At 77.2% G+C, this 21,077-nt stretch carries 22 protein-coding genes and 1 pseudogene; 16 read left to right on the top strand and 7 right to left on the bottom strand.

Annotated features, from left to right (window positions below; translation table 11 throughout):
• Window positions 1-113: 113 nt before the first annotated feature.
• Together ACRYM0_RS15405 and ACRYM0_RS15400 are read left to right on the top strand one after the other, a co-directional pair.
• Complete coding sequence (locus ACRYM0_RS15405; protein WP_432506553.1) at window positions 114-665, top strand: amino-acid N-acetyltransferase; 552 nt, start codon at window positions 114-116, stop codon at window positions 663-665.
• Window positions 662-1,180: a gluconokinase gene (locus tag ACRYM0_RS15400; RefSeq protein WP_432506547.1), complete on the top strand. Its 519-nt coding sequence runs from the start codon at window positions 662-664 to the stop codon at window positions 1,178-1,180. Before ACRYM0_RS15405 ends, ACRYM0_RS15400 begins: the two co-directional genes overlap by 4 nt.
• Before the next feature lie 40 nt (window positions 1,181-1,220).
• On the opposite strand, the gene ACRYM0_RS15395 is transcribed toward ACRYM0_RS15400, so the two are convergent.
• Entirely contained in the window at window positions 1,221-2,174 is a 954-nt protein-coding gene (locus tag ACRYM0_RS15395; RefSeq protein ID WP_432506545.1) for an HhH-GPD family protein, read from the bottom strand.
• Between the two features lie 184 nt (window positions 2,175-2,358).
• Between ACRYM0_RS15395 and ACRYM0_RS15390 the strand changes: the two genes are divergently transcribed.
• A complete protein-coding gene (locus ACRYM0_RS15390; RefSeq protein ID WP_432506543.1) occupies window positions 2,359-3,024 on the top strand; it encodes a hypothetical protein in 666 nt (221 codons plus the stop codon).
• A 12-nt stretch (window positions 3,025-3,036) separates the two neighbouring features.
• Here the strand turns inward: ACRYM0_RS15390 and disA are convergent, their stop codons facing one another.
• The 3 genes from disA to ACRYM0_RS15375 form a co-directional block, all read right to left on the bottom strand.
• Complete coding sequence (gene disA / locus ACRYM0_RS15385; protein ID WP_432506541.1) at window positions 3,037-4,122, bottom strand: DNA integrity scanning diadenylate cyclase DisA; 1,086 nt, start codon at window positions 4,120-4,122, stop codon at window positions 3,037-3,039.
• Between the two features lie 60 nt (window positions 4,123-4,182).
• Window positions 4,183-5,598, bottom strand: coding sequence for a DNA repair protein RadA (radA, locus tag ACRYM0_RS15380; RefSeq protein WP_432506539.1), 1,416 nt, complete (start codon window positions 5,596-5,598; stop codon window positions 4,183-4,185).
• A gap of 120 nt (window positions 5,599-5,718) precedes the next feature.
• Window positions 5,719-6,084: a hypothetical protein gene (locus ACRYM0_RS15375; RefSeq protein ID WP_432506537.1), complete on the bottom strand. Its 366-nt coding sequence runs from the start codon at window positions 6,082-6,084 to the stop codon at window positions 5,719-5,721.
• A gap of 125 nt (window positions 6,085-6,209) precedes the next feature.
• On the opposite strand from ACRYM0_RS15375, the gene ACRYM0_RS15370 reads away from it, so the two are divergent.
• On the top strand, window positions 6,210-7,391 hold the full coding sequence (locus ACRYM0_RS15370) for a GGDEF domain-containing protein (RefSeq protein WP_432506535.1): 1,182 nt from the start codon (window positions 6,210-6,212) through the stop codon (window positions 7,389-7,391).
• A gap of 15 nt (window positions 7,392-7,406) precedes the next feature.
• Here the strand turns inward: ACRYM0_RS15370 and ACRYM0_RS15365 are convergent, their stop codons facing one another.
• Together ACRYM0_RS15365 and ACRYM0_RS15360 are read right to left on the bottom strand one after the other, a co-directional pair.
• Complete coding sequence (locus tag ACRYM0_RS15365) at window positions 7,407-8,108, bottom strand: class I SAM-dependent methyltransferase (protein WP_432506534.1); 702 nt, start codon at window positions 8,106-8,108, stop codon at window positions 7,407-7,409.
• A gap of 10 nt (window positions 8,109-8,118) precedes the next feature.
• On the bottom strand, window positions 8,119-8,958 hold the full coding sequence (locus ACRYM0_RS15360) for a hypothetical protein (protein ID WP_432506532.1): 840 nt from the start codon (window positions 8,956-8,958) through the stop codon (window positions 8,119-8,121).
• 81 nt (window positions 8,959-9,039) lie between these two features.
• On the opposite strand from ACRYM0_RS15360, the gene ACRYM0_RS15355 reads away from it, so the two are divergent.
• The 6 genes from ACRYM0_RS15355 to ACRYM0_RS15330 all read left to right on the top strand — a co-directional run bounded on the left by ACRYM0_RS15355 (window position 9,040) and on the right by ACRYM0_RS15330 (window position 13,561).
• Complete coding sequence (locus tag ACRYM0_RS15355; RefSeq protein WP_432506530.1) at window positions 9,040-10,041, top strand: Ppx/GppA family phosphatase; 1,002 nt, start codon at window positions 9,040-9,042, stop codon at window positions 10,039-10,041.
• Window positions 10,042-10,051: 10 nt separating this feature from the next.
• Window positions 10,052-10,876 carry a sugar phosphate isomerase/epimerase family protein gene (locus ACRYM0_RS15350; RefSeq protein WP_432506528.1) on the top strand — a complete coding sequence of 275 codons (825 nt, stop codon included), beginning with the start codon at window positions 10,052-10,054 and terminating at the stop codon, window positions 10,874-10,876.
• A complete protein-coding gene (proC, locus tag ACRYM0_RS15345) occupies window positions 10,873-11,709 on the top strand; it encodes a pyrroline-5-carboxylate reductase (protein WP_432506526.1) in 837 nt (278 codons plus the stop codon). The genes ACRYM0_RS15350 and proC overlap by 4 nt, the downstream gene beginning before the upstream one ends.
• Before the next feature lie 147 nt (window positions 11,710-11,856).
• Window positions 11,857-12,972, top strand: coding sequence for an acetoin utilization protein AcuC (locus ACRYM0_RS15340; RefSeq protein ID WP_432506551.1), 1,116 nt, complete (start codon window positions 11,857-11,859; stop codon window positions 12,970-12,972).
• Between the two features lie 167 nt (window positions 12,973-13,139).
• Window positions 13,140-13,340: a helix-turn-helix domain-containing protein gene (locus tag ACRYM0_RS15335; RefSeq protein ID WP_432495590.1), complete on the top strand. Its 201-nt coding sequence runs from the start codon at window positions 13,140-13,142 to the stop codon at window positions 13,338-13,340.
• 122 nt (window positions 13,341-13,462) lie between these two features.
• Window positions 13,463-13,561: a 30S ribosomal protein bS22 gene (locus ACRYM0_RS15330; protein WP_012085056.1), complete on the top strand. Its 99-nt coding sequence runs from the start codon at window positions 13,463-13,465 to the stop codon at window positions 13,559-13,561.
• Window positions 13,562-13,626: 65 nt separating this feature from the next.
• Here ACRYM0_RS15330 and ACRYM0_RS15325 read toward each other — a convergent pair.
• Window positions 13,627-14,598 (bottom strand): annotated as a pseudogene (locus tag ACRYM0_RS15325) (HAD family hydrolase); the annotation flags it as partial.
• On the opposite strand from ACRYM0_RS15325, the gene ACRYM0_RS15320 reads away from it, so the two are divergent.
• The 6 genes from ACRYM0_RS15320 (at window position 14,492) to hemB (ending at window position 20,858) form a co-directional block, all read left to right on the top strand.
• Entirely contained in the window at window positions 14,492-14,737 is a 246-nt protein-coding gene (locus tag ACRYM0_RS15320) for a glutaredoxin family protein (RefSeq protein ID WP_432506523.1), read from the top strand. The pseudogene ACRYM0_RS15325 and the gene ACRYM0_RS15320 overlap by 107 nt on opposite strands.
• A 277-nt stretch (window positions 14,738-15,014) precedes the next feature.
• A complete protein-coding gene (locus ACRYM0_RS15315; protein WP_432506549.1) occupies window positions 15,015-15,740 on the top strand; it encodes a redox-sensing transcriptional repressor Rex in 726 nt (241 codons plus the stop codon).
• On the top strand, window positions 15,741-17,075 hold the full coding sequence (locus tag ACRYM0_RS15310) for a glutamyl-tRNA reductase (protein WP_432506521.1): 1,335 nt from the start codon (window positions 15,741-15,743) through the stop codon (window positions 17,073-17,075).
• On the top strand, window positions 17,072-18,097 hold the full coding sequence (hemC, locus tag ACRYM0_RS15305; protein WP_432506519.1) for a hydroxymethylbilane synthase: 1,026 nt from the start codon (window positions 17,072-17,074) through the stop codon (window positions 18,095-18,097). Before ACRYM0_RS15310 ends, hemC begins: the two co-directional genes overlap by 4 nt.
• The gene (locus ACRYM0_RS15300; protein WP_432506517.1) at window positions 18,094-19,851 is read left to right on the top strand and encodes a bifunctional uroporphyrinogen-III C-methyltransferase/uroporphyrinogen-III synthase; all 1,758 of its coding nucleotides are present in this window, start codon (window positions 18,094-18,096) and stop codon (window positions 19,849-19,851) included. Before hemC ends, ACRYM0_RS15300 begins: the two co-directional genes overlap by 4 nt.
• On the top strand, window positions 19,848-20,858 hold the full coding sequence (hemB, locus tag ACRYM0_RS15295; RefSeq protein ID WP_432506515.1) for a porphobilinogen synthase: 1,011 nt from the start codon (window positions 19,848-19,850) through the stop codon (window positions 20,856-20,858). Before ACRYM0_RS15300 ends, hemB begins: the two co-directional genes overlap by 4 nt.
• Window positions 20,859-21,077 lie beyond the last annotated feature (219 nt).

Below are 21,077 nucleotides of genomic sequence, written 5' to 3'. Positions count from 1 at the left end.
ACCCCCCAGCGGGGGTGCCGGGCCGTCGTGCGTCCGGCGGGCCCGCACGGGTGGTCTCTGCGAAGATCGTCGCCGTGACGGGCACGACGGCAGGCACGACGGCGGGCACCACGGTGCGAGCGGTGCGGGTCCGGCAGGCCCGCACCGGTGACGTGCCGGTGGTCCGGGCGCTCGTGGAGTCCTACGCGCGCGAGCGGATCCTGCTCGCCAAGGAGCTCATCACCCTGTACGAGGCCGTGCAGGAGTTCGTCGTCGCCGAGGTCGACGACCCCGCCGCCCCCGGCGGGGCGCGCGTCGTCGGCTGCGGAGCGCTGCACGTGCTGTGGGAGGACCTGGCCGAGGTGCGCACCCTGGCCGTGGACCCCTCCGTGCGCGGGCGGGGCGTGGGGCACCGGCTCCTGGAGGCCCTGCTCGCGCGGGCCGCCGACCTGGGCGTCACCCGCCTCTTCTGCCTCACCTTCGAGACCGGCTTCTTCGCCGCCCACGGGTTCGAGGAGATCGACGGCACCCCCGTCGACCCGGACGTCTACGCGGAGATGCTGCGCTCGCACGACGAGGGCGTCGCGGAGTTCCTCGACCTGGCCCGCGTGAAGCCCAACACGCTCGGCAACACCAGGATGCTGCGGGTCGCCCCCCGCGGCCGCACCGAGGAGGAGCCCCCGTGAGCACCACCGACCCGGCCCCCGGCCCCACCGCGCTGATCGTCATGGGGGTCTCGGGCAGCGGCAAGACCACCGTGGCGCTGGGGGTCTCGCAGGACCGCGGCTGGGAGTACGCCGAGGGCGACGACTTCCACCCGCGCGCCAACGTGGAGAAGATGCGCGACGGCCACCCCCTGGACGACGACGACCGCTGGCCGTGGCTGCGCTCCATCGCCAGCTGGATCGGGGAGCGCGAGGCCGCCGGGGAGTCCGTCGTGGTGACCTGCTCCGCCCTCAAGCGCGCCTACCGCGAGCTGCTGAGCGAGGGGCACCCCTCGGCGCGCTTCTGCCAGCTCGTGGTGCCCGAGGACGTCCTCACCGAGCGGCTCGCGAACCGCCGGGGGCACTACATGCCGGCCTCGCTGCTGCGCAGCCAGCTGGACACCCTGCAGGACCTGCAGCCCGACGAGCCCGGTTTCCAGGTGTGCGTGGAGGGCGGCCCCGACGCCGTCGTCGCCGAGGTGCTGCGCCACCTCTGAGCGGGGCACCCGGGTCGAGGGCCCGACCCCGGGGCGGGGTTCAGGAGCGCGGCAGCGTGAAGGTGCCGTCCGGCAGCGGCTCGACGAGGCCGTCGGCGACCAGGCCGTCCAGGCAGCGCTCGCGCTGCGCGGGGTCGGTGCTCCACGCGGCGGCCAGCTCGGCCCCGGACACGGGCCCGTGCGCCTGCCGCAGCACCGCCAGCAGCCGCCCGCGGACCTGGCGGTCCGTGCCCGCCCAGCGCTGGGCCCGCCGGGCCGGTCCGGCGTGCGGGGGGCGTCCGGCCACCACCCAGGCGCAGCGGTCCAGCAGCGGGCACGCCGGGCAGCGCGGGGCGCGGGCCGTGCACACCAGCGCCCCCAGCTCCATGACGCCCACCGACCAGCGCGCCGCCGTCCCCGGGTCGTCCGGCAGGAGCTGCACGGCCAGTCGCGTCTCCGCGGCGGTGAGGGCCGGCGCCGGTTCCGCCGCACCGCTGACCGCGCGCGCGTGGACGCGCCGGACGTTGGTGTCGACCACGGCGTGCCGTCGCCGGAAGGCGAACGCGGCGACCGCGGCCGCCGTGTAGGCGCCGATCCCGGGCAGCGCCAGCAGGGCGGCGTGGTCGTCCGGCACCTGGCCGCCGTGCTCGGCCGTGATGGCGGTCGCGGCGGCGTGCAGCCGCAGCGCGCGTCGGGGGTAGCCCAGCCGGTCCCAGGCCCGCACCGCCTCACCGGGCGCCTCCGCGGCCAGCGCCGCCGGGGTGGGCCAGCGCTCCACCCACTCGCGCCAGCGCGGGAGCACCCGGGACACCGGCGTCTGCTGCAGCATCACCTCGCTGACCAGCACTCCCCACGGCGAGCAGTCCGCGTGCCGCCACGGCAGGTCGCGGGCGTGGGTGCCGTACCAGTCCAGGACGGTGCGGTGCAGGTCCGCGAGGTCGTCGGGGGTCAGGGGCGCGGGCCCGGCGGCGGGGTCGGGGGTGGTCGCGGGGTCGGGGGCGGTCGTGCGGGGCACCGCCGGATCCTGCGCGCTGCCCGGGGCAGCCGCAACTCCCTCGACCGCCGCGACGGACGTGACGGGTGCGCTCAGTGAGGGGTTGAGGACGGAAAGTCGCGAGGGGTGTGGGGGAGCGCGCGCCACCCCCGCCGGGCGGCGCGCCTGCGCACGAGGTGCCCGTGCGCCGCCTACCTTTCCTGCGGTGAGCAGCGTGCTGCACCCCGTCGGCCCCGAGCGCCGGGCGACCTACTGGCGACGACGCCTGGTGGCCGTCCTCCTCCTCGTCCTGCTCGGCGTGGCCGCGGCCCTGGGCGTGCGGGCGCTGCTGCCGGAGGCGTCCTCGCAGCAGGCGGTCGCCCACCTCGACCCCGAGCAGGTCTCGCCGACGCTCGGTGCGGGAACGCCCTCCGCCCAGGCCACCGCGACCAGCTCGCCCTCGGCCACGACCGCCACCAGCAGCGCGCCGGCGACGGTGCAGCCGTGCAGCCGCGACGCCCTGGAGGTCGCCCTGACCTCCGAGGCCACCGCCTACGGCCCCGGCGTCACGCCCCGGTTCGTGCTGACGGTGCGCAACACGTCCGAGACGACGTGCAGCGCGGAGGTCGGCAGCGCGGTGCGCTCCTTCGCCGTGCTGGACGCCTCCGGGGAGCAGGTGTGGTCCAGCGCCGACTGCCAGAGCTCCACGTCCTCGCAGGTCTACGAGCTGGAACCGGGGGACTCGCGCTCCATGCGCACCACCTGGTCGCGCCAGCGCTCCGCCGCGGGGTGCCCGGACGGCCAGCCGGTCGCCGAGGCCGGCACCTACACCGTCCGGGGCAGCTGGAACGACGTGACCGCCGAGCCCCTGACCGTCACCCTGACCGGCTGAGCTGAGCGCGGCTCAGACGTAGCGCTCCAGGATGCTGGACTCCGCCAGCCGGGACAGCCCCTCGCGCACCGCGCGGGCCCGCTGCTCGCCCACGCCGTCCACGGTCATGAGGTCGTCGATGCCGGCGGCCAGCAGCTTCTGCAGGTCCCCGAACTGGTCCACCAGGCGCTCCACGATCGCACCGGGCAGGCGCGGGACGCGGTTGAGCAGCCGGAAACCGCGCGGGCTGACCGCCGAGTCCAGGGAGTCGCCCCCCACGGAGAACCCCAGGGTGCGGGCCACCTGGCTGAGGTCGACCAGTTCCGTGGAGTGCAGCTGCGCCAGGGACTCCAGGACCTCCTCCAGGGGGCCCTCGTGGCGGCCGGACTCCAGGTAGTCGCGCACCACCAGCTCGCGGTCCGGGCCGACGCCGCCGATGAGCTCGTCCAGCTGCAGCGACAGCAGGCGGCCGTCGACGCCCAGCTCGACGACGTACCCGGCGATCTCGTCGGCGATGCGGCGCACCATCTCGATGCGCTGCACCACGGAGCAGACGTCGCGGACCGTCACCAGGTCCTCGATCTCCAGGGCGGAGAGCGTGCCCGTGACCTCGTCCAGGCGGGCGCGGTAGCGCTCCAGCGTCTGCAGCGCCTGGTTGGCGCGGCCGAGGATCGCGTCGGAGCCCTCCAGCACGTAGCGCCGCCCGCCCACGTACACCGCGACGATCCGCATCGACTGCGAGACGGAGATCACCGGGTACCCCGTCTGCTTCGCGACCCGCTCGGCCGTGCGGTGCCGGGTGCCCGACTCGCTGGTCTCGATGGAGGAGTCCGGCACCAGCTGCACCGCCGCGCGCAGGATGCGGGTGACGTCGCGGTCGCAGACGATCGCGCCGTCCATCTTCGCCAGCTCGCGCAGGCGGGTCGCGGAGAACTCCACGTCCAGGGCGAAGCCGCCGGTGCTCAGCGCGTCGACCACGCGGTCGAAACCGACCACGATCAGCGCGCCGGTGCGCCCCCGCAGGATGCGTTCCAGGCCGTCGCGCAGTTCCGTCCCGGGGGCGACGGCTGCCAGTGTCGCGCGCAGGACATCCTCAGGAGTGCGTTCTGCGGTCGCCACCGGCCCTCCTCCGAACGTCTGGGGCCGGAGTCTAGCGGCGGGCGCGCCGCGCGGCGCGGGTCACCCGCGCGCACCGCGCTCGCGGGCGTCCTCGCGCTCGCCGAGGCGGGCGTGGGCCACGGCGTCGGCGAGGGTCGCCGCCTCCAGGACCTCCACCCCCGCGGGCGCCTTGCCCTCCGGCACCGACCCGGTGGGCACGATGGCGGTGGTGAACCCCAGCCGCGCCGCCTCGGCGAGCCGGCGCGGCACGCCCGTCACGCGCCGGACCTCGCCGGCCAGGCCCACCTCGCCGAACGCGACGAGCCCGGCGGCCAGCGGGCGGTCCACCGCCGCGCTGGTCACCGCCAGGGCCGCGGCCAGGTCCACCGAGGGCTCGGTGAGCTTCACCCCGCCCACCGTGGCGACGTAGGTGTCGCGGTTGCCCAGCGCCACGCCGAGGCGGCGCTGCAGCACCGCCAGCAGCATCGCGATGCGGCTGGACTCCAGGCCGCCGGTGACGCGGCGGGCGTTGCCCGCGGAGGTGTCCGTGGCCACCAGCGCCTGCAGCTCCGCCAGCAGCGGGCGGCGCCCCTCCAGGGTGACCGTGATGCAGGTGCCCGCCACCGGCTGCGGGGTGCTGGAGACGAACAGGCCGCTGGGGTCGGGCAGGCCGACGATGCCGTCCTCGCCCAGGTCGAAGCAGCCGACCTCGTCGGTGGGGCCGTAGCGGTTCTTCACCGCGCGCAGCAGCCGCAGCCGCGAGTGCCGCTCGCCCTCGAACTGGCACACCACGTCCACGAGGTGCTCCAGCGTGCGCGGGCCGGCGATGGAGCCGTCCTTGGTGACGTGACCCACCAGCAGGGTGGCCAGCCCGCGCCGCTTGGCCACGGCGATGAGGGCGCCGGCGACCTCGCGCACCTGGGAGACGCCGCCCGCGGAGCCCTCCACCTGCCCCGAGGCGACGGTCTGCACGGAGTCCACCACCAGCAGGCCCGGCTCGGACTGCTCGACGTGGCCGAGGACCGTGGCCAGGTCCGTCTCGGAGGTCAGCAGCAGGTTCGGGTGCAGCGCGCCGATGCGCTCCGCCCGCAGGCGCACCTGCGCGGCGGACTCCTCGGCCGTCACGTACAGCACGGTGCGCCCGCCGGCGGCCACGCGCGCCGCCGCGTCCAGCAGCAGGGTGGACTTGCCCACGCCCGGCTCGCCCGCCATGAGCACCACCGCACCGGGCACCAGGCCGCCGCCCAGGACGCGGTCCAGCTCGTCCACGCCCGTGGGCGCCGCCCGGGCGGCCTCCACGTCGACCTCGGCGATGGGGCGGGCCGGCTCGCGCACCTGCGCCGGGACCGTGGTGCGCACCACGGGGGCGCCCGCCTCCTCCACCGACCCCCACGCCTGGCACTCCCCGCAGCGGCCCACCCACTTCGCGGTGGTCCACCCGCACTCGGAGCAGCGGTAGCCGGGCTTGGCGGGGCGGGCGGGGCTCTTGGTCGGCACGGTCAGCACCGTAGGCGCCGCCTCCGACACCGCCGGCGGGAGCGGCACCGCGCCCCGCCCGGACGCGCAGGGACCCGCCGCCCCCGAGGGGGACGGCGGGTCCCGTGGTGCCCGCGGGGATCAGGTCCCGTAGATGAGCTTCATCGTCGTCATCAGCACGCCCAGCGTGACCAGCACGAAGGTCGGCACGAAGGCGAGGATGGCCGCGCCGATGCTCCCGGTCTTGCGGTAGAGCAGGTACGCGGAGAACACCATGATCAGGCAGCCGAGCACCGTGAAGGCCATGCCCAGGGCCACGCGGGTGCCGGAGGCGGCCTCGTACGGGTCGTAGCCCAGCAGCGCCAGGGGCACCAGCGCCCCCACCGCCAGGCCGACCACCCAGACCACCAGGGCGACCACGGTGCCGTTGCTCGGCCTGGACCAGCGGATGGGTGCGATGGCCCGCTGCTCGTCGTGGCGCACCGGCGGGGCGGAGTGCGTGCTCATGCGCACATCATCCACGCACCGGGCCCCTCGTGGCGACCCAGGTGGCGCCCCGGGGCGGGGGACGCGGTGCGCCGGCCGGGTGACGGGGGCTGGAGCGCGCCGCCGCGCGCGCCGATGCGGCGGGGGTGGGGACGATCGGCGCGCCGGCGGCGGGCGGGGGCGGCGGGCCCCTGCGGGGGCTGCGCCGGTTCCCCGCCGAGGAGGAGCGCGCCTTCCAGGCCGAGCGCAACGCGGCCCGGTCCCGGGCGTTCGTCGTCACCGCCCTGGCCGGCCTGGTGCTGTTCGACCTGTACGTGCTCGTGGACGTCCTCGTCTTCCCCGAGGTGGCGGCGCGCTCCGCCGCGGCGCGCTGGGCGGTGGTGACCCCGCTGGTGCTGCTGGGCCTGCTGCTGCGCCGCCGTCGCCTGGCCCGCCGCCCGTCCTCGCGCGTGGACGGCCCCCTCGTCGCGGTCAGCCTGCTCCTGCAGGTGGGCGCCCTGGCGGTCGTCTCCCGCGCCGCGACCGAGGAGGTCGCCGACGCCTACTTCCTCGGCGCGCAGGTCCTCGTGCTCTTCAGCGTCGTGCTGCTGCGCGGCGACGTGCGCCACTCGGCGCTCGTCACGGCGACCGCCCTGGGCGCCTTCGGCGCGGCGCAGGCGGTGGGGCCCGGCACCGACCCCGCGCTGGTCGTCGCCACCCTGCTGTCGGTGGCCGTCAGCGGCGGCTTCGGCGTCTCGATGGCCGCCGGCCTGGAGGCCGGTGAGCGGGCCGCGTTCCGGGCCCGCCGGCGCGAGGCGCAGCTGGTGGCCGAGCAGGCGCGGCTCATCGAGGCCCTGGCCGCCGCCAACGCCGGGCTGGCCGAGTCGGCCCGTCGCGACGGGCTGACCGGTGCGCTCAACCGCCGCGGCCTGGACGAGCGGCTCCGGGCCCTGCGCGACGGCGCGGCCTGCGCGGTGATGCTGGACGTGGACCACTTCAAGGCCTACAACGACGCGCTGGGCCACGAGAGCGGCGACGAGTGCCTGCGCCGGGTCGCCGCGGCGCTGCAGGCGCAGCTGCGCCCGGGCGACGTCCTGGCCCGCTTCGGCGGGGAGGAGTTCACCGTGCTGCCGGCCGAGGGGACCGACGCCGCGGCGCTGGCCGGGCGGCTGCGCGCAGCGGTGCAGCAGCTGGGCCTGCCGCACCCGGGAGGCGCCGGCGCGGTGACCGTCAGCGCGGGGGTCGCCTGCGGGGGCCCGGTGGCGACGCTGCTGCGCCGGGCCGACGGGGCGCTGTACGCGGCGAAGGCGGCCGGGCGCAACGCGGTGCGCTGCGCCCCCGCCGGCTGAGGGACCGCGCGCCGCTCAGAACCGGCGCCAGCGCAGCACCACGGCGTAGTCGACGACCGTGCCGGTGTGCCCGGCGAGGAACCGCTCGGCGTGCGCGGGGGCGAACTCGATGCGCACCACCGCCTCCAGGTCCTCGCGGCGCTCGAACTCCCAGGCCACCGGCAGCCGTTCGCACGCCCAGCCCCGGCGGGCGAAGAAGCGGTCCACCGCCGCCTGGTCGTAGCCGGGCAGGGCGGTGGAGAACCAGCCGCCGAACGTGGAGCGGGTGGCGTCGTTGTCCACGACGAACGCCGCCCCGCCCGGGCGCACCACCCGCTCCAGCTCGGCCAGGCCCGGTTCGCACCCGGGGCCGAAGAAGTACGCCCACCGCGCGTGCGCCACGTCCACGCTCGCGGCGGGCAGCGGCAGCGCCCCCGCGGCGCCGTGCAGGACCCGCACCCCCGCCAGGCCCCGCACGCGTTCGACGGCGCGGCGCAGCAGCGGCGGGTGCGGCTCCACGCCGGTCACCGTCCGGGCGGTCGCGGCGAAGCGGGGCAGGTGGAAACCCGTGCCGCACCCGACGTCCAGCACGTCGTCGCCGGCCCAGTCGCGCACCGACCGCATCGCGGACTCGATCAGGCCGCCGCGGTCGACGGCGAGGTTCTCCAGCTCGTAGACGTCGGGGGAGTCCCACACGTTCGGGCTGGGCACCACCCCGGGCGGGTCCGCCGGGCTCACCGGGCGGCGCTCACCGGGCGGACCGCGCGGCGGTGCGCGAGCGGTCCGCCGCGTGCACGGTCAGCGGCAGCAGCCGGCGGTGCGCGCCGCCGCGGGTGCGCCGCAGCAGCGCCTCGCAGTGCCGGGCCAGCTCCTCGTAGGCGCCGTCGCCGACCAGTTCGCGCAGCTCCGCCTCCGCGCTGCGGAACAGCGGGCGGGTGCCCACGTGCGCGGCGGGGTTGGAGGTGCAGTACCAGTCCAGGTCGTGCCCGCCCTCGCCCCAGCCGCGGCGGTCGTACTCGGCGATCGTCACCTCCAGGTACTCGGTGCCGTCACCGCGCACCACCGTGCGGTAGGAGCGCTTCAGCGGCAGCTGCCAGCACACGTCCGGCTTGAGCGTCAGGGGTTCCACGCCCTCGGTCAGGGCCAGCAGGTGCAGCGCGCAGCCCGCCCCGGCGGCGAACCCGGAACGGTTGGCGAACACGCACCCGCCGTCGACGACGCGGGTCTTGCGCTCGCCGTCCTCCAGCTCCGTCCAGCCGTGCGCGCGGCCGTCGTCGTGGTACTGCCACGTCGCGGGCGTCAGGCGCGCCACGGCCGCGGCGACCCGCTGCTCGTCGGCGGGCTCGGTGAAGTGCGCGCCCAGCGCGCAGCACCCCACGTCCGGGGCGTCGGCGTGGATGCCGGGGCAGCCGGCGCCGAAGATGCACGTGTAGTCGGACGTCAGCCACGTCAGGTCGCAGCGGTAGACCGTGCCCGGCGCGCCGTCCGGGTCCTCGGCGACGTCGGCCGGCTCGGGGAACTCGATCCACAGCCGGGGGCCGTCCAGCGCGGCCTCGGCCGCCGGTTCGGGCAGGGGGGCGACGGGCACCGCACGAGGGTACGCGCGCCGCGGCGCCCGGCCCGCCGGACGCGTGCGGCGGCGCCCCGGTGGTCCCCTAGGGTTCGGCCCATGCGCTTGGGCGTCCTCGACGTGGGTTCCAACACCGTGCACCTCCTCGTGGTGGACGCCCACCCGGGCGCGCACCCGCTGGCGGCGGACTCCACCCGTCGGCTGCTGCGCCTGGCCGAGCACCTGGACGGCTCCGGCGCGGTGAACGCCAAGGGCGTCGCCGGGCTGACCGCCGCCGTCGAGGAGGCCGCCCGCGCCGCCGAGGACGCCGGCGTGGAGGAGCTGCTGGCGTTCGCGACCTCCGCCGTGCGCGACGCCACCAACGGCGAGGAGGTCCTCGCCCACGTCGCCGAGCGCACCGGGGTGCGCCTGGAGGTGCTGCCCGGCACCGCCGAGGCGGACCTGACGTTCCTGGCGGTGCGCCGCTGGTACGGCTGGTCGGCCGGGCGGCTGCTCGTGCTGGACATCGGCGGGGGCTCCCTGGAGGTCGCCGCGGGCCTGGACGAGGCGCCGGACGTGTCGTTCTCGCTGCCGCTGGGCGCCGGGCGCCTGACCCGCGACCGGCTGCCGGGGGACCCGCCCTCCAAGGAGGCGGTGCGCGAGGTGCGCCGGTACGTCCGCCAGCAGGTCGCCGCCCGGGTGCGCGACGTCACCCGCGCCGGCGCCCCCGACGCCGTGGTCGTCACCAGCAAGACCTTCCGCAGCCTGGCGCGGCTGTGCGGGGCGGCGCCCAGCGCCGAGGGGCCCCGGGTGCGGCGGGTGCTGCGCCGGGAGGACCTCAGCGCGAGGGTGCCGGAACTGGCCCGCATGACGTGCGCGCAGCGCGCCCAGCTGCCCGGCGTGGCCGTGGAGCGCGCCCAGCAGCTGCTGGCCGGGGCCCTCGTCGCCGAGGCCGTGTTCGAGCTGCTCGGCGTGGAGGAGGCGCTGGTGGGGCCGTGGGCGCTGCGCGAGGGGATCATCCTGCGCCGCTTGGACGCGATCGGTGCCGGGGAGGGCGCGGCGGCGCGGGTCGTCGAGGGCGTCGCGGCACCGGGAGCGCGCGCCGGCGCGGTCGCGCTCTAGGTTGGACCGCATGGACCTCCAGCACGGCGGGCCGCTCCCGGTGGGCCTGTCGACCTCCTGCTCCTACCCGGAGTCGACGACCGCGGCCTTCGAGATCGCCGCCCGCCTCGGCTACGACGGCGTGGAGGTCATGGTGTGGACCGACCCCGTCAGCCAGGACGCCGCCGCCCTGCAGCGCCTCGTGGAGCACTACGGCGTGCCCGTCGTCTCGATCCACGCGCCCACCCTGCTGCTGACGCAGCGCATCTGGGGCCGCCGCGACCCGTGGGGGAAGGTCGAGAAGTCCTGCGAGCTGGCCGCCACCCTGGGCGCCCCCACGGTCGTGGTGCACCCGCCGTTCCGGTGGCAGCGCGAGTACGCCACCGGGTTCGTCGACGGGGTGCGCGCGCTGGAGGAGAGCTCCGGCATCACCCTGGCCGTGGAGAACATGTTCCCGTGGCGGGCCCGCGGCCGGGAGGTCGTCGCCTACGCCCCCGGCTGGGACCCCACCGACGTGGACTACCGCCACCTCACCCTCGACCTCTCGCACGCGGCGACCTCGGGGATGGACTCCCTGGAGCTGACGAGGGCGTTCGGCGACCGCCTCGCCCACGTCCACCTGTGCGACGGCTCCGGGTCCCTGAAGGACGAGCACCTCGTGCCCGGCGACGGCACCCAGCCGTGCGGGGAGGTGCTGCAGCACCTGGCCGCCGGCGGCTTCACCGGCGGGGTCGTGGCCGAGGTGAACACCCGCCGGGCGCGCGGGCGCGCCGCCCGCGAGCGGGAGCTGGCCCGCACCCTGGAGTTCGCCCGGCGCCACCTGGCGCCGGCGACGGTGGGGGAGGGCACCGCGTGAGCGCGCCGGACGCGGCCGCGGTGCCGCGCTCGCACGGGCGCCTGGCGCTGGTGGGTGCGGGCGTGATGGGGCAGGCGCTGCTGGGCGGGCTGCTGCGCGCCGGCCGCAGCCCCGGCGACGTGGTGGTCGTGGACCGCCGCCCCGGCCGCGGCGCCGAGCTGCACGAGCGCTTCGGCGTGCGGGTGGTGGCCGAGCCGTCCGGGGTGCGGGACGCGGCCACCGTCCTGGTGGCCGTCAAGCCCCAGGACCTCGACGCCCTGCTGGACTCCCTGGCCCCGCACGTGGCGCCGGGTGCGCTCGTCGTCTCCCTGGCCGCGGGGGTCACGACCGCCGCGATCGAGGCGCGGCTGCCCGCCGGCACGGCCGTGGTGCGGGTCATGCCGAACACCCCCTCGCTGGTCGACGAGGGCATGGCCGCGCTCGCCGGCGGCAGCGCCTGCACCGACGCCGACCTCGCCGAGGCGGAGGACCTGCTGCGCTCGTGCGGGCGCACCGTCGTGCTGCCGGAGAAGCACATCGACGCGGTGACGGCCCTGTCGGGTTCCGGGCCGGCGTACGTCTTCTACGTCGTGGAGGCCATGGTGGAGGCCGGCGTGCTGCTGGGCCTGCCGCGCGCGGCGGCCACCGAGCTGGTCGTGCAGACGGTCGTGGGGGCCGGGGCCATGCTCCGCGAGACCGGCCAGCACCCCACGGTGCTGCGCGAGCAGGTGACGTCCCCGGCGGGCACCACGGCCGCGGCGCTGCGCCGGCTGGACGAGGAGGGCGTGCGCGCGGCGCTGGTCTCGGCCGTCGAGGCGGCCTGGGCGCGCTCGCGGCAGCTGTCGGGGAGCTGAACGGGTGGCTAGGGTGCCCGCGTGCTCCCCGCCAGCTCAGCGCCGCGCACCGCGCCGGCGGTCCCGGAGGTGACCGGGGCCCCCGACGTCGTGCAGGTCGTGTGGGACCCCGTCTTCAACCGCTACGACTTCGGCCGCTGGCACCCGATGGCGCCGATCCGGCTGGACCTGACCGCCCGGCTGTGCGAGTCGCTGGGGCTGTTCTCGGTCCCGGGCCTGCGGGTGGTCTCGGCGCAGCCGGCCGGTGAGGACCTGCTGCGCACGGTGCACGAGGCGGAGTACGTGGCCGCGGTGCAGGCGGCCTCGGCGGACCCGGGCAGCGCCCAGGAGGTCTTCGGCCTGGGCACGGAGGACGACCCGGCGTTCCCGGGCATGCACGAGGCGGCGGCGCGCATCGTGGGCGGTTCCGTGGAGCTGGGACGGGCCCTGCTGGCGGGCCGGGCGCAGCACGGGGTGAACTTCTGCGGCGGCATGCACCACGCCAAGCCCGGGTGCGCGAGCGGGTTCTGCGTCTACAACGACGCGGCGGCGGCGATCCGCGCGATGCTCGACGAGGGTGCCGAGCGGGTGGTCTACGTGGACCTGGACTGCCACCACGGCGACGGCACGGAGGCGGTGTTCTGGGACGAGCCGCGGGTGCTGACGATCAGCGTGCACGAGTCGGGCACGACCCTGTTCCCGGGGACGGGGTTCGCCGACGAGCTGGGCGGGCCGGGCGCGCTGGGCGGCGCGGTGAACCTCGCGCTGCCGGCCGGCACCCGCGACGCGGGGTGGTTGCGGGCGGTGCACTCGGTGGTGCCGCAGCTGGTGACGGCGTTCGCGCCGGACGTGCTGGTGACGCAGCACGGCTGCGACACGCACGCCCTGGACCCGCTGGGTCACCTGGTGGTGTCGCTGGACGCGCAGCGGGTGGCGGCGGCCTCGATGCACGCGCTGGCGCACGCGGCGGCGGGCGGGCGCTGGCTGGCGCTGGGTGGCGGTGGGTACGAGGTGGTGGACGTGGTGCCGCGCACGTGGGCGCACCTGGTGGCGGAGGCGGCGCACCGGCCGCTGGAGCCGTCCACGCCGCTGCCGCGGGCGTGGCGTGAGCACGTCGAGGAGACGATCGGCCGCGAGGCGCCGCGGTTGATGACGGACGGTGAGGACGGGGCGTTCTCGGACTGGTCGTCGGGCTACGACCCGGGCGACGCCGTCGACCGGGCGGTCCTGGCGACGCGGCGCGCGGCCTTCCCGCTGCACGGTCTGGACCCCGAGTTCGACTGAGCGTAGCCATGCATCACTGAGCGCTCAGGTCACTCTAGGTGACTCTTTGGACACGGATCCCTTCCACGGGCGTCACACCTACCCCTACAGTGGTGGGCGGGACGCGCCCCCACTCCCCGTCCGGGAGGCCGGCGGGCCGCTGGCGCGAGGTGGAAGGTGCTGTGGGGATGCCTGAGGACCGTCCGCTGTCCGAAGTCCGGTTCCTGACCGTGGCCGAGGTGGCGTCGATGATGCGCGTGTCGAAGATGACCGTCTACCGGCTCGTGCACAACGGCGACCTGCCCGCCGTGCGGGTGGGCCGCTCCTTCCGGGTGCCCGAGGACGCCGTGCACGAGTACCTGCGCCAGGCCTTCATCGACACCGCCTGAGCCGGCGGCACCGCCCGGGTGGACGGCGGGGCGCGGGGCCGCCGCGGGCCGGTACGATGGCGGTGGATTGCCGCGCCAGCGGCTGGACGCGATCAGCACCCGTCGAAGTGAGCGAGGACCCCTTGGGCTCTGTCATCAAGAAGCGCCGCAAGCGCATGGCGAAGAAGAAGCACCGGAAGCTGCTCCGCCGCACGCGCCACCAGCGTCGCAACAAGAAGTGAGCTGACCGGCTCCGCCGACGGGCGGGTCCCCCGGGGGGACCCGCCCGTCGGCGTCCCGCCGCTCCTCAGACCGAGCGGCGCACCACCCCCAGCAGCGCCAGCGCCGCGACCCCCGCGGCCCCCGCCGTGCCCGCGCGCACCGTCCAGCGCGCCGCGTGCCGCCACTGCCGGAACTCCCGCACCTCCCAGCCGCGCCGCGCCGCGTGCCGGCGCAGCGCCCGGTCCGGGTTCACCACCACCGGCCGCCCCACCATCGACAGCAGCGGCAGGTCGTTGGCGGAGTCCGAGTACGCCGCGCAGCGCGCCAGGTCCCAGCCCGCGGCCGCCGCCAGCGCGCGCACGGCCTCCGCCTTGGCGGGCCCGTGCAGCGGTTCGCCCACCAGCCGCCCGGTGTACGTGCCGTCCACGCTCTCCGCGACCGTGCCCAGCGCCCCCGTCAGCCCCAGCCGGCGCGCCACCACCTCCGCCAGCTCCACCGGTGCCGCGGTCACCAGCCACACCGGCGCCCCCTCGCGCAGGTGCCGGTCCGCCAGCAGGCGGACCCCCGGGCGCACCTTCGCGCCCATGTGCTCCTCGTAGACCTCCTCGCCGATGGCGCGGATCTCGGCGGTGGTGTGCCCGGCGACGAACGCCAGCGCCAGCTCCCGCACCTCCAGCAGGTGCCCGTGCACCTCTCCGCGCACCGCGTAGTGCAGGGCGCGGCGCGCGAAGCCCCGCAGCTCCCGGCGGGAGAAGAAGCCCCGCGCGTGCAGGCCGCGCGCGAAGTAGAACAGCGACGCGCCGCGCACGACGGTGTTGTCCAGGTCGAAGAAGGCGGCGACGCACGGTTCGGGCGTCGCCGCCCCGGCAGCTGCCACGTCGTCATCGTAGGCCGCCCGCCCCGCCACCGGGCAGGATGGGCGCGTGGACGCAGGGGGCGGGGCCCGGGTCGTGCTGGTCTCGCGCGCGGGGTGCCACCTGTGCGACGAGGGGCGCGAGGTCGTGCGGCGCGTGGCCGAGGCCGCGGGGGAGGAGTGGGTCGAGGTCGACGTGGACGCCGACCCCGAGCTGCTGCGCCGCTGGTCGGACCGGGTGCCGGTGGTGCTGGTCGACGGCACCGAGCGGGACTTCGGGCTGCTGGACGCCGGCCGGATCGAGGGGGCGCTGCGCGGGCGCCGGTGGTGGCGGCGGCGCTGAGCCGCGCGCCGGCGGGGAGGGCGCCCCGCCGCGGGCGGTGTGGCGCGGCAGACACGGCGCGACTTTGTGCGCGCGTTCACAAACGCCTACTCTGCTGGAGGCACCGCTGGGGCGGCGTCCCCGGCCCGACGGGCCGGTGAACGGGCCGGCGGTACGCCGGCGAGCACGTACGAGGGTGCCGGGTCTGACCGCAGTGGACGAGGACGACGTGAGCAGCGCGCACCGCGACGGCACGCACGCCGCCGAGGCTCCCGCCCGCCACCCCGGTGGTGCGGCGGTGGTCCCCGAGGCGACGGTGGCCCGCCTCCCGCAGTACCTGCGCGCCTTGACCGCGCTCGCCGAGGCGGGCTCGCGCACGGTCTCCTCCGAGGCCCTGGCCGAGGCCGCCGGGGTCGGCTCCGCCAAGCTCCGCAAGGACCTCTCCCACCTGGGCAGCTACGGCACCCGCGGCGTCGGCTACGACGTGGCCGAGCTGCACCGCCACATCGCCGACCGGCTCGGCCAGGCGGCCAGCTGGCGCGTCGTCATCGTGGGCGTGGGCAACCTCGGGCACGCCCTGGCCGGCTACAGCGGTTTCGCCTCGCGCGGGTTCACCGTCGTGGGGCTGTTCGACGACGACCCCGCGGTCGTCGGCCAGGTCGTCGGCGGCCTGCGCGTGCTCCCCCTCGACGACCTCGCGCAGGTCCTGGGCGAGCCGGCGTCGGCGATCGCCGTGCTGGCCGTGCCCGCCCGGCACGCGCAGGCGGTGTGCGACCGCCTGGTGGCCGCCGGTGCCCGCAGCATCCTGAACTTCGCCCCGACCGTGCTGCGCGTGCCCGACGGCGTGGACGTGCGCAAGGTCGACCTCGCCTCGGAGCTGCAGATCCTCGCCTTCCACGCCCAGCGGCGGACCGCCGCCGGCTCCGTCCCCCAACCCGGCGCCGCGAACCCGCGCGGCGCCTCCGGCGCGAGCGCCGGCCCGTTGCTGTCGCACGCGCTGCGCCGCGTCGAGGAGGTCGTCTGAGTGACCCTCATGGTCGTGGGACTGTCCCACCGCACCGCCGCCCTCGAGGTGCTCGAGCGGGCCTCGTTCGACGTGGACGCCGCCGCGCGGGCCGTGTCGGAGCTGACGGCCTCCCCGCACGTGGACGAGGCGTTCGTGCTGTCCACGTGCAACCGGGTGGAGGTCTACAGCGACGTCACCCGCTTCCACGGCGGCGTGGCGGCCGTCGGCGAGGTCCTCGCCCGGCGCATCGGCGTCCCCCTGGACGAGCTGGGCGACCAGCTGTACGTGCACTACGAGGACGCCGGCGTCGAGCACCTGTTCCGCGTGGCGTGCGGGCTGGACTCCATGGCGGTCGGCGAGGCCCAGATCCTCGGGCAGCTGCGCGCCGCGCTGCGGGACCTGCACGAGACCGACCGCGGCGGCGGCACCCTGGACCGCCTGCTGCAGACGGCGCTGCGCGTGGGCAAGCGCGCCCACTCCGAGACGTCCCTGGACGCCGCGGGCGCCTCCCTGGTGGACGCCGCGCTGGTGCGCGCCCGCGGCCTCGTGGGGCCGCTGGCCGGGCGGCGGGCGCTGGTCGTGGGGGCCGGCGCGATGAGCGCGCTGGTGGCGACCACGCTGGGCCGGGCGGGCCTGGACGTCGTCGTGGCCAACCGCACCGCCGAGCGCGCGCAGCGGCTGGCCGCCGCGGTCGGCGGTCGCGCCACCGGGCTGGAGTCGCTGCGCGCGGAGGTCGCCGCCGCGGACGTGGTGGTCAGCTGCACCGGTGCCGTCGGGCACGTGCTGGACGTGGCGGTGGTGGCCAGCGCCCTGCTGGACCGCCCGCAGCGCCCGCTGCTGCTGGCCGACCTCGCCCTGCCGCGCGACATCGACCCCGACGTCGCCACCCTGCCGGGCGCGCACCTGGTGGACCTGGAGGGCCTGGGCGCGGACCTGGCCGGCACCGCCGTCGCCGACGACCTGCGGGCGGTGCGCACCATCGTCGCCGAGGAGGTCGCGGCCTACGCGGCGTCGCTGCGCGCGGCGGACGTGGCGCCCACCGTGGTGGCGCTGCGGGCGCAGGCGCGGCACGTGGTGGACACCGAGATGCGCCGCCTGGCCGGGCGCGTGGAGCTGGACGACGCCACCCGCGCCGAGGTGGACCGCGCGGTGCACCGCATCGTGGAGAAGCTGCTGCACACCCCGACGGTGCGGGTGAAGGAGCTGGCGGAGGCGCCGGGCGGCGTCGGGTACGCCGCGGCGCTGCGCGCCCTGTTCGACCTGGAGGTCGGTGGTGCGCCGGGCGCCGCGCCCCGCGTCGTCGACGGGCCGCTGTCGGGCAGCGTCGCCGAGGCCGTGGGGAGGGTGTCGTGACGCGCCGGCTGCGCCTGGGCACGCGCCGCAGCGCCCTGGCGACCACGCAGAGCGGCTGGGTGGCCGACGCGCTGCGGGCGCGCGGCGCGGACGTGGAGCTCGTGGAGATCACCACCCGCGGTGACACCGACCGCGCCCCGCTGGCCGTCATCGGCGGCACCGGGGTGTTCGTCTCGGCGCTGCGCGAGGCGCTGCTGGCCGGTGAGGTCGACCTGGCGGTGCACTCGCTGAAGGACCTGCCGACCGCCCCGGCCGAGGGGCTGGCGCTGGCCGCGGTGCCCGAGCGGGAGGACCCGCGCGACGCGCTCGTCGCGGCCGGCGGGCGCACCCTGGCGCAGCTGCCGCGGGGCGCGCGGGTGGGCACGGGCTCGCCGCGCCGGCGCGCGCTGCTGCTGGACGCCCGCCCGGACCTGCAGGTCCTGCCCGTGCGCGGCAACGTCGACACCCGCCTGCGGATGGTCTCCTCCGGCGAGCTGGACGCCGTGGTGCTGGCCGCCGCGGGCCTGGCGCGCCTGGGCCGCCTCGGGGAGGCCACCGAGCTGCTGGCGGCGCGGGCGTTCGTGCCCGCTCCCGGGCAGGGCGCCCTGGCGGTGGAGTGCCGCGCCGACGACGAGCGGGTCGTGGCGGCGCTCGGTGCGCTGGACTCGCCCGCCGACCGGCTGGCGGTGCTGGCCGAGCGGCAGCTGCTGGCGAGCCTGGAGGCGGGCTGCTCGGCGCCCGTGGGCGCGCACGCCCGCCTCGACGGCGGCGACCTGCACCTGTCGCTGGCGGTGCAGGGCCCGGACGGGCTGGTGCGCCGCGACGTCACCGGCGCGGCCGGCGACCCCGCCGCCGCGCGCGCCCTGGGCGCCCGCGCGGCCGCGGAGCTGCTGGCCGGCCCCCTGGCCGGCGCGGCCGACGCCCTGGACCCCCTCGCGGTCCCCGCGACCCCCGCACGACCCGTCGCCGGCGGCGGCGGGCAGGAGCACACCCCGGACCGAGCCACGGCCGGTCCACGTCCCGACCCGGAGAGTGGCTCGTGAGCACGACGACGAACAGCCCGGTCCTCGAGACCGCCGAGACGGTGCCGGCCGGCACCGCCGTCGCCGGTCCGGAGGTCACCGTCCTGACCGAGCGGGCCCCGGCGCGCCCGCGCCGCACCCCGGCGTCCCCCGCCGGTTCCACCGGGGGGTCCGCCTCCTCGGGCACCTCCCGCGAGCTGGGCCACGTCTCCTTCGTGGGTGCCGGCCCGGGCGACCCGGGCCTGCTGACGCTGCGCGCGGTGGAGCTGCTGTCCGCCGCCGACGTCGTGGTGCTGGACTCCGGCAGCCGCGAGGACGTCGTGGCCCGGCACGCCCGCGACGGCGTGCGGGTCGTCGACGCCGCCTTCGGCGAGGACGGCGAGCCGACCACGCGCGCCGCCCGCGCCAAGGCCGTGGTGAAGGCCGCGCGCACCGGGGGGCGGGTGGTGCGCCTCATGGACGGCGACCCGTCCACGTTCAGCGGCCTCGTCGAGGAGATCGCCGCCTGCCGCAAGGCCGGCGTCGGCTTCGACGTGGTGCCCGGGGTGTCCGCGGTCAGCGCGGTGCCGGCGTACGCGGGGGTGCCGATGACCGCCCCGGGCACCACGAGCGTGAACGTGGTGCACCCGGCCGGGCGCGACGTGGACTGGTCCCGGCACGCCGGTGCCGACTCCACCGTCGTGGTGCTGGGCACCGGCGACGACATCGCCGCGGCGGCCGCGGGACTGCTGGCGGCCGGCCGCGCGCCGTCCACGCCGGTGGCGCTGACCTCCCACGGCACCACGACGACGCAGTCCACGACCACGACCACCCTGGGCGAGCTGGAGCCGATCGCCACCGCCATCGACGGTGCGCCCACCACGGCCGTCGTGGGCGACGTGGTGAGCCTGCGCGAGCAGGCGTCCTGGTACGAGACGAAGCCGCTGTTCGGCTGGCGGGTGCTGGTGCCGCGCACCAAGGAGCAGGCCGGGACCGTCACGGCGCTGCTGGCCGAGCACGGCGCCACCGCCGACGTCGTCCCGACGATCTCGGTGGAGCCGCCGCGCACGCCGCAGCAGATGGAGAAGGCCGTCAAGGGCCTGGTGACCGGCCGCTACGAGTGGATCGGCTTCACCTCCGTCAACGCGGTGCGGGCGGTGCGCGAGAAGTTCACCGAGTACGGCCTGGACGCGCGCGCGTTCAGCGGCCTGAAGGTCGCCGCGGTGGGCGGGGTGACGGCGGACGCGCTGCGCGAGTGGGGCATCGAGCCGGACCTGCTGCCCGAGGGCGAGCAGTCCGCCACCGGCCTGCTGGCGTCCTGGCCGCCGTACGACGAGGTGCTCGACCCGATCGACCGGGTGTTCCTGCCGCGCGCGGACATCGCCACCGACACCCTGGTGGCGGGGTTGCAGGAGAACGGCTGGGAGGTCGACGACGTCACCGCGTACCGCACGGTGCGCGCCGCGCCGCCGGCCGCGCCGGTGCGCGAGGCCATCAAGACGGGCGCGTTCGACGCGGTGGTGTTCACCTCCAGCTCCACGGTGCGCAACCTCGTGGGGATCGCGGGCAAGCCGCACCCCTCCACGGTGGTGGCGTGCATCGGCCCGGCGACGGCGAAGACCGCCGAGGAGCACGGGCTGCGCGTGGACGTGCTGGCCGCCGAGCCCAGCGCCGCGGCGCTCGTGCAGGCCCTGGCCGCGTACGGGCAGGGTCTGCGCGCCGCGGCCGACGAGGCCGGCGAGCCGGTGCTGCGCCCCAGCCAGCGCAAGTCCTCCGCGCGGCGGCGGACCCGGTGAGCGCCCTGGAGCCGTCCCGCCGGAGGGTGCCGGCGCTGCCGGTGCGCCCGCGGCGGCTGCGCGCCACGCCGGGGGTGCGGCGGCTGGTCACGGACGTGCACCTGCACCCCTCCGACCTGGTGCTGCCGGTGTTCGTGCGCGAGGGGATCGACGAGCCGCAGCCGATCCGCACCCTGCCGGGCGTGGTGCAGCACACCCGCGCCTCCCTGGTGGCCGCGGCGCGCGAGGCGCTGGCCGCCGGGCTGGGCGGGATCATGCTGTTCGGCGTGCCGGCCACCCGCGACGCGGTGGGGTCGGCGGCCGACGACCCCGACGGGATCCTCAACGTCGCCCTCGCGGACGTGCGCGAGGCGGTCGGCGACGAGCTCGTCGTCATGGCCGACCTGTGCCTGGACGAGTTCACCGACCACGGCCACTGCGGCGTGCTGGACGCGCGCGGGCGCGTGGACAACGACGCCACCCTGGACCGCTACGCGTCGATGGCGCTGGCGCAGGCCGCGGCGGGCGCCCACCTGCTGGGTCCCAGCGGCATGATGGACGGCCAGATCGGCCACCTGCGCGCGGTCCTGGACGACGCCGGCCGCGAGGACGTGGCGATGCTGGCGTACGCGGTGAAGTACGCCAGCGCGTTCTACGGCCCGTTCCGCGAGGCCGTGGACTCGCAGCTGGCGGGGGACCGGCGCACCTACCAGCAGGACCCGGCGGCGAACGTCGCCGAGGCGCTGCGCGAGCTGCGCCTGGACCTGGACGAGGGCGCGGACCTGGTGATGGTCAAGCCCGGCCTGCCCTACCTGGACGTGCTGCGCGCCGTCGCCGACGTCGCGGACGTGCCGGTGGCCAGCTACCAGGTCTCCGGCGAGTACGCGATGGTCGAGTTCGCCGCGCAGGCCGGCGCGATCGACCGCGAGCGGGTGGCGCTGGAGTCGCTGCTGGCGCTGCGCCGCGGCGGCGCGCAGGTGCTGCTGACGTACTGGGCGCTGGAGGCCGCGCAGCGCTGGCTGGGCTGAGGCCCCTCCGGGCGAGGACCACGACGCCGCGCGTCCCCACCGGGGGCGCGCGGCGTCGTCGTTCCCGCGGCGCACCTCTTGGCACTCGGCGCTCGGGAGTGCTAAGAGATGGAGCAGCGCGGGGGGGGGGGGGGGGGGGGGGGGGGGGGGGGGGGGGGGGGGGGGGGGGGGGGGGGGGGGGGGGGGGGGGGGGGGGGGGGGGGGGGGGGGCGGGGGGGG

It is taken from the genome of Kineococcus arenarius subsp. arenarius (assembly GCF_050871845.1).
In the GTDB taxonomy this organism is placed as follows: Bacteria; Actinomycetota; Actinomycetes; order Actinomycetales; family Kineococcaceae; genus Kineococcus.
The sequence above is the reverse complement of the archived record's forward strand: the minus strand, read 5'-3'. Positions and strand labels throughout refer to the sequence as shown.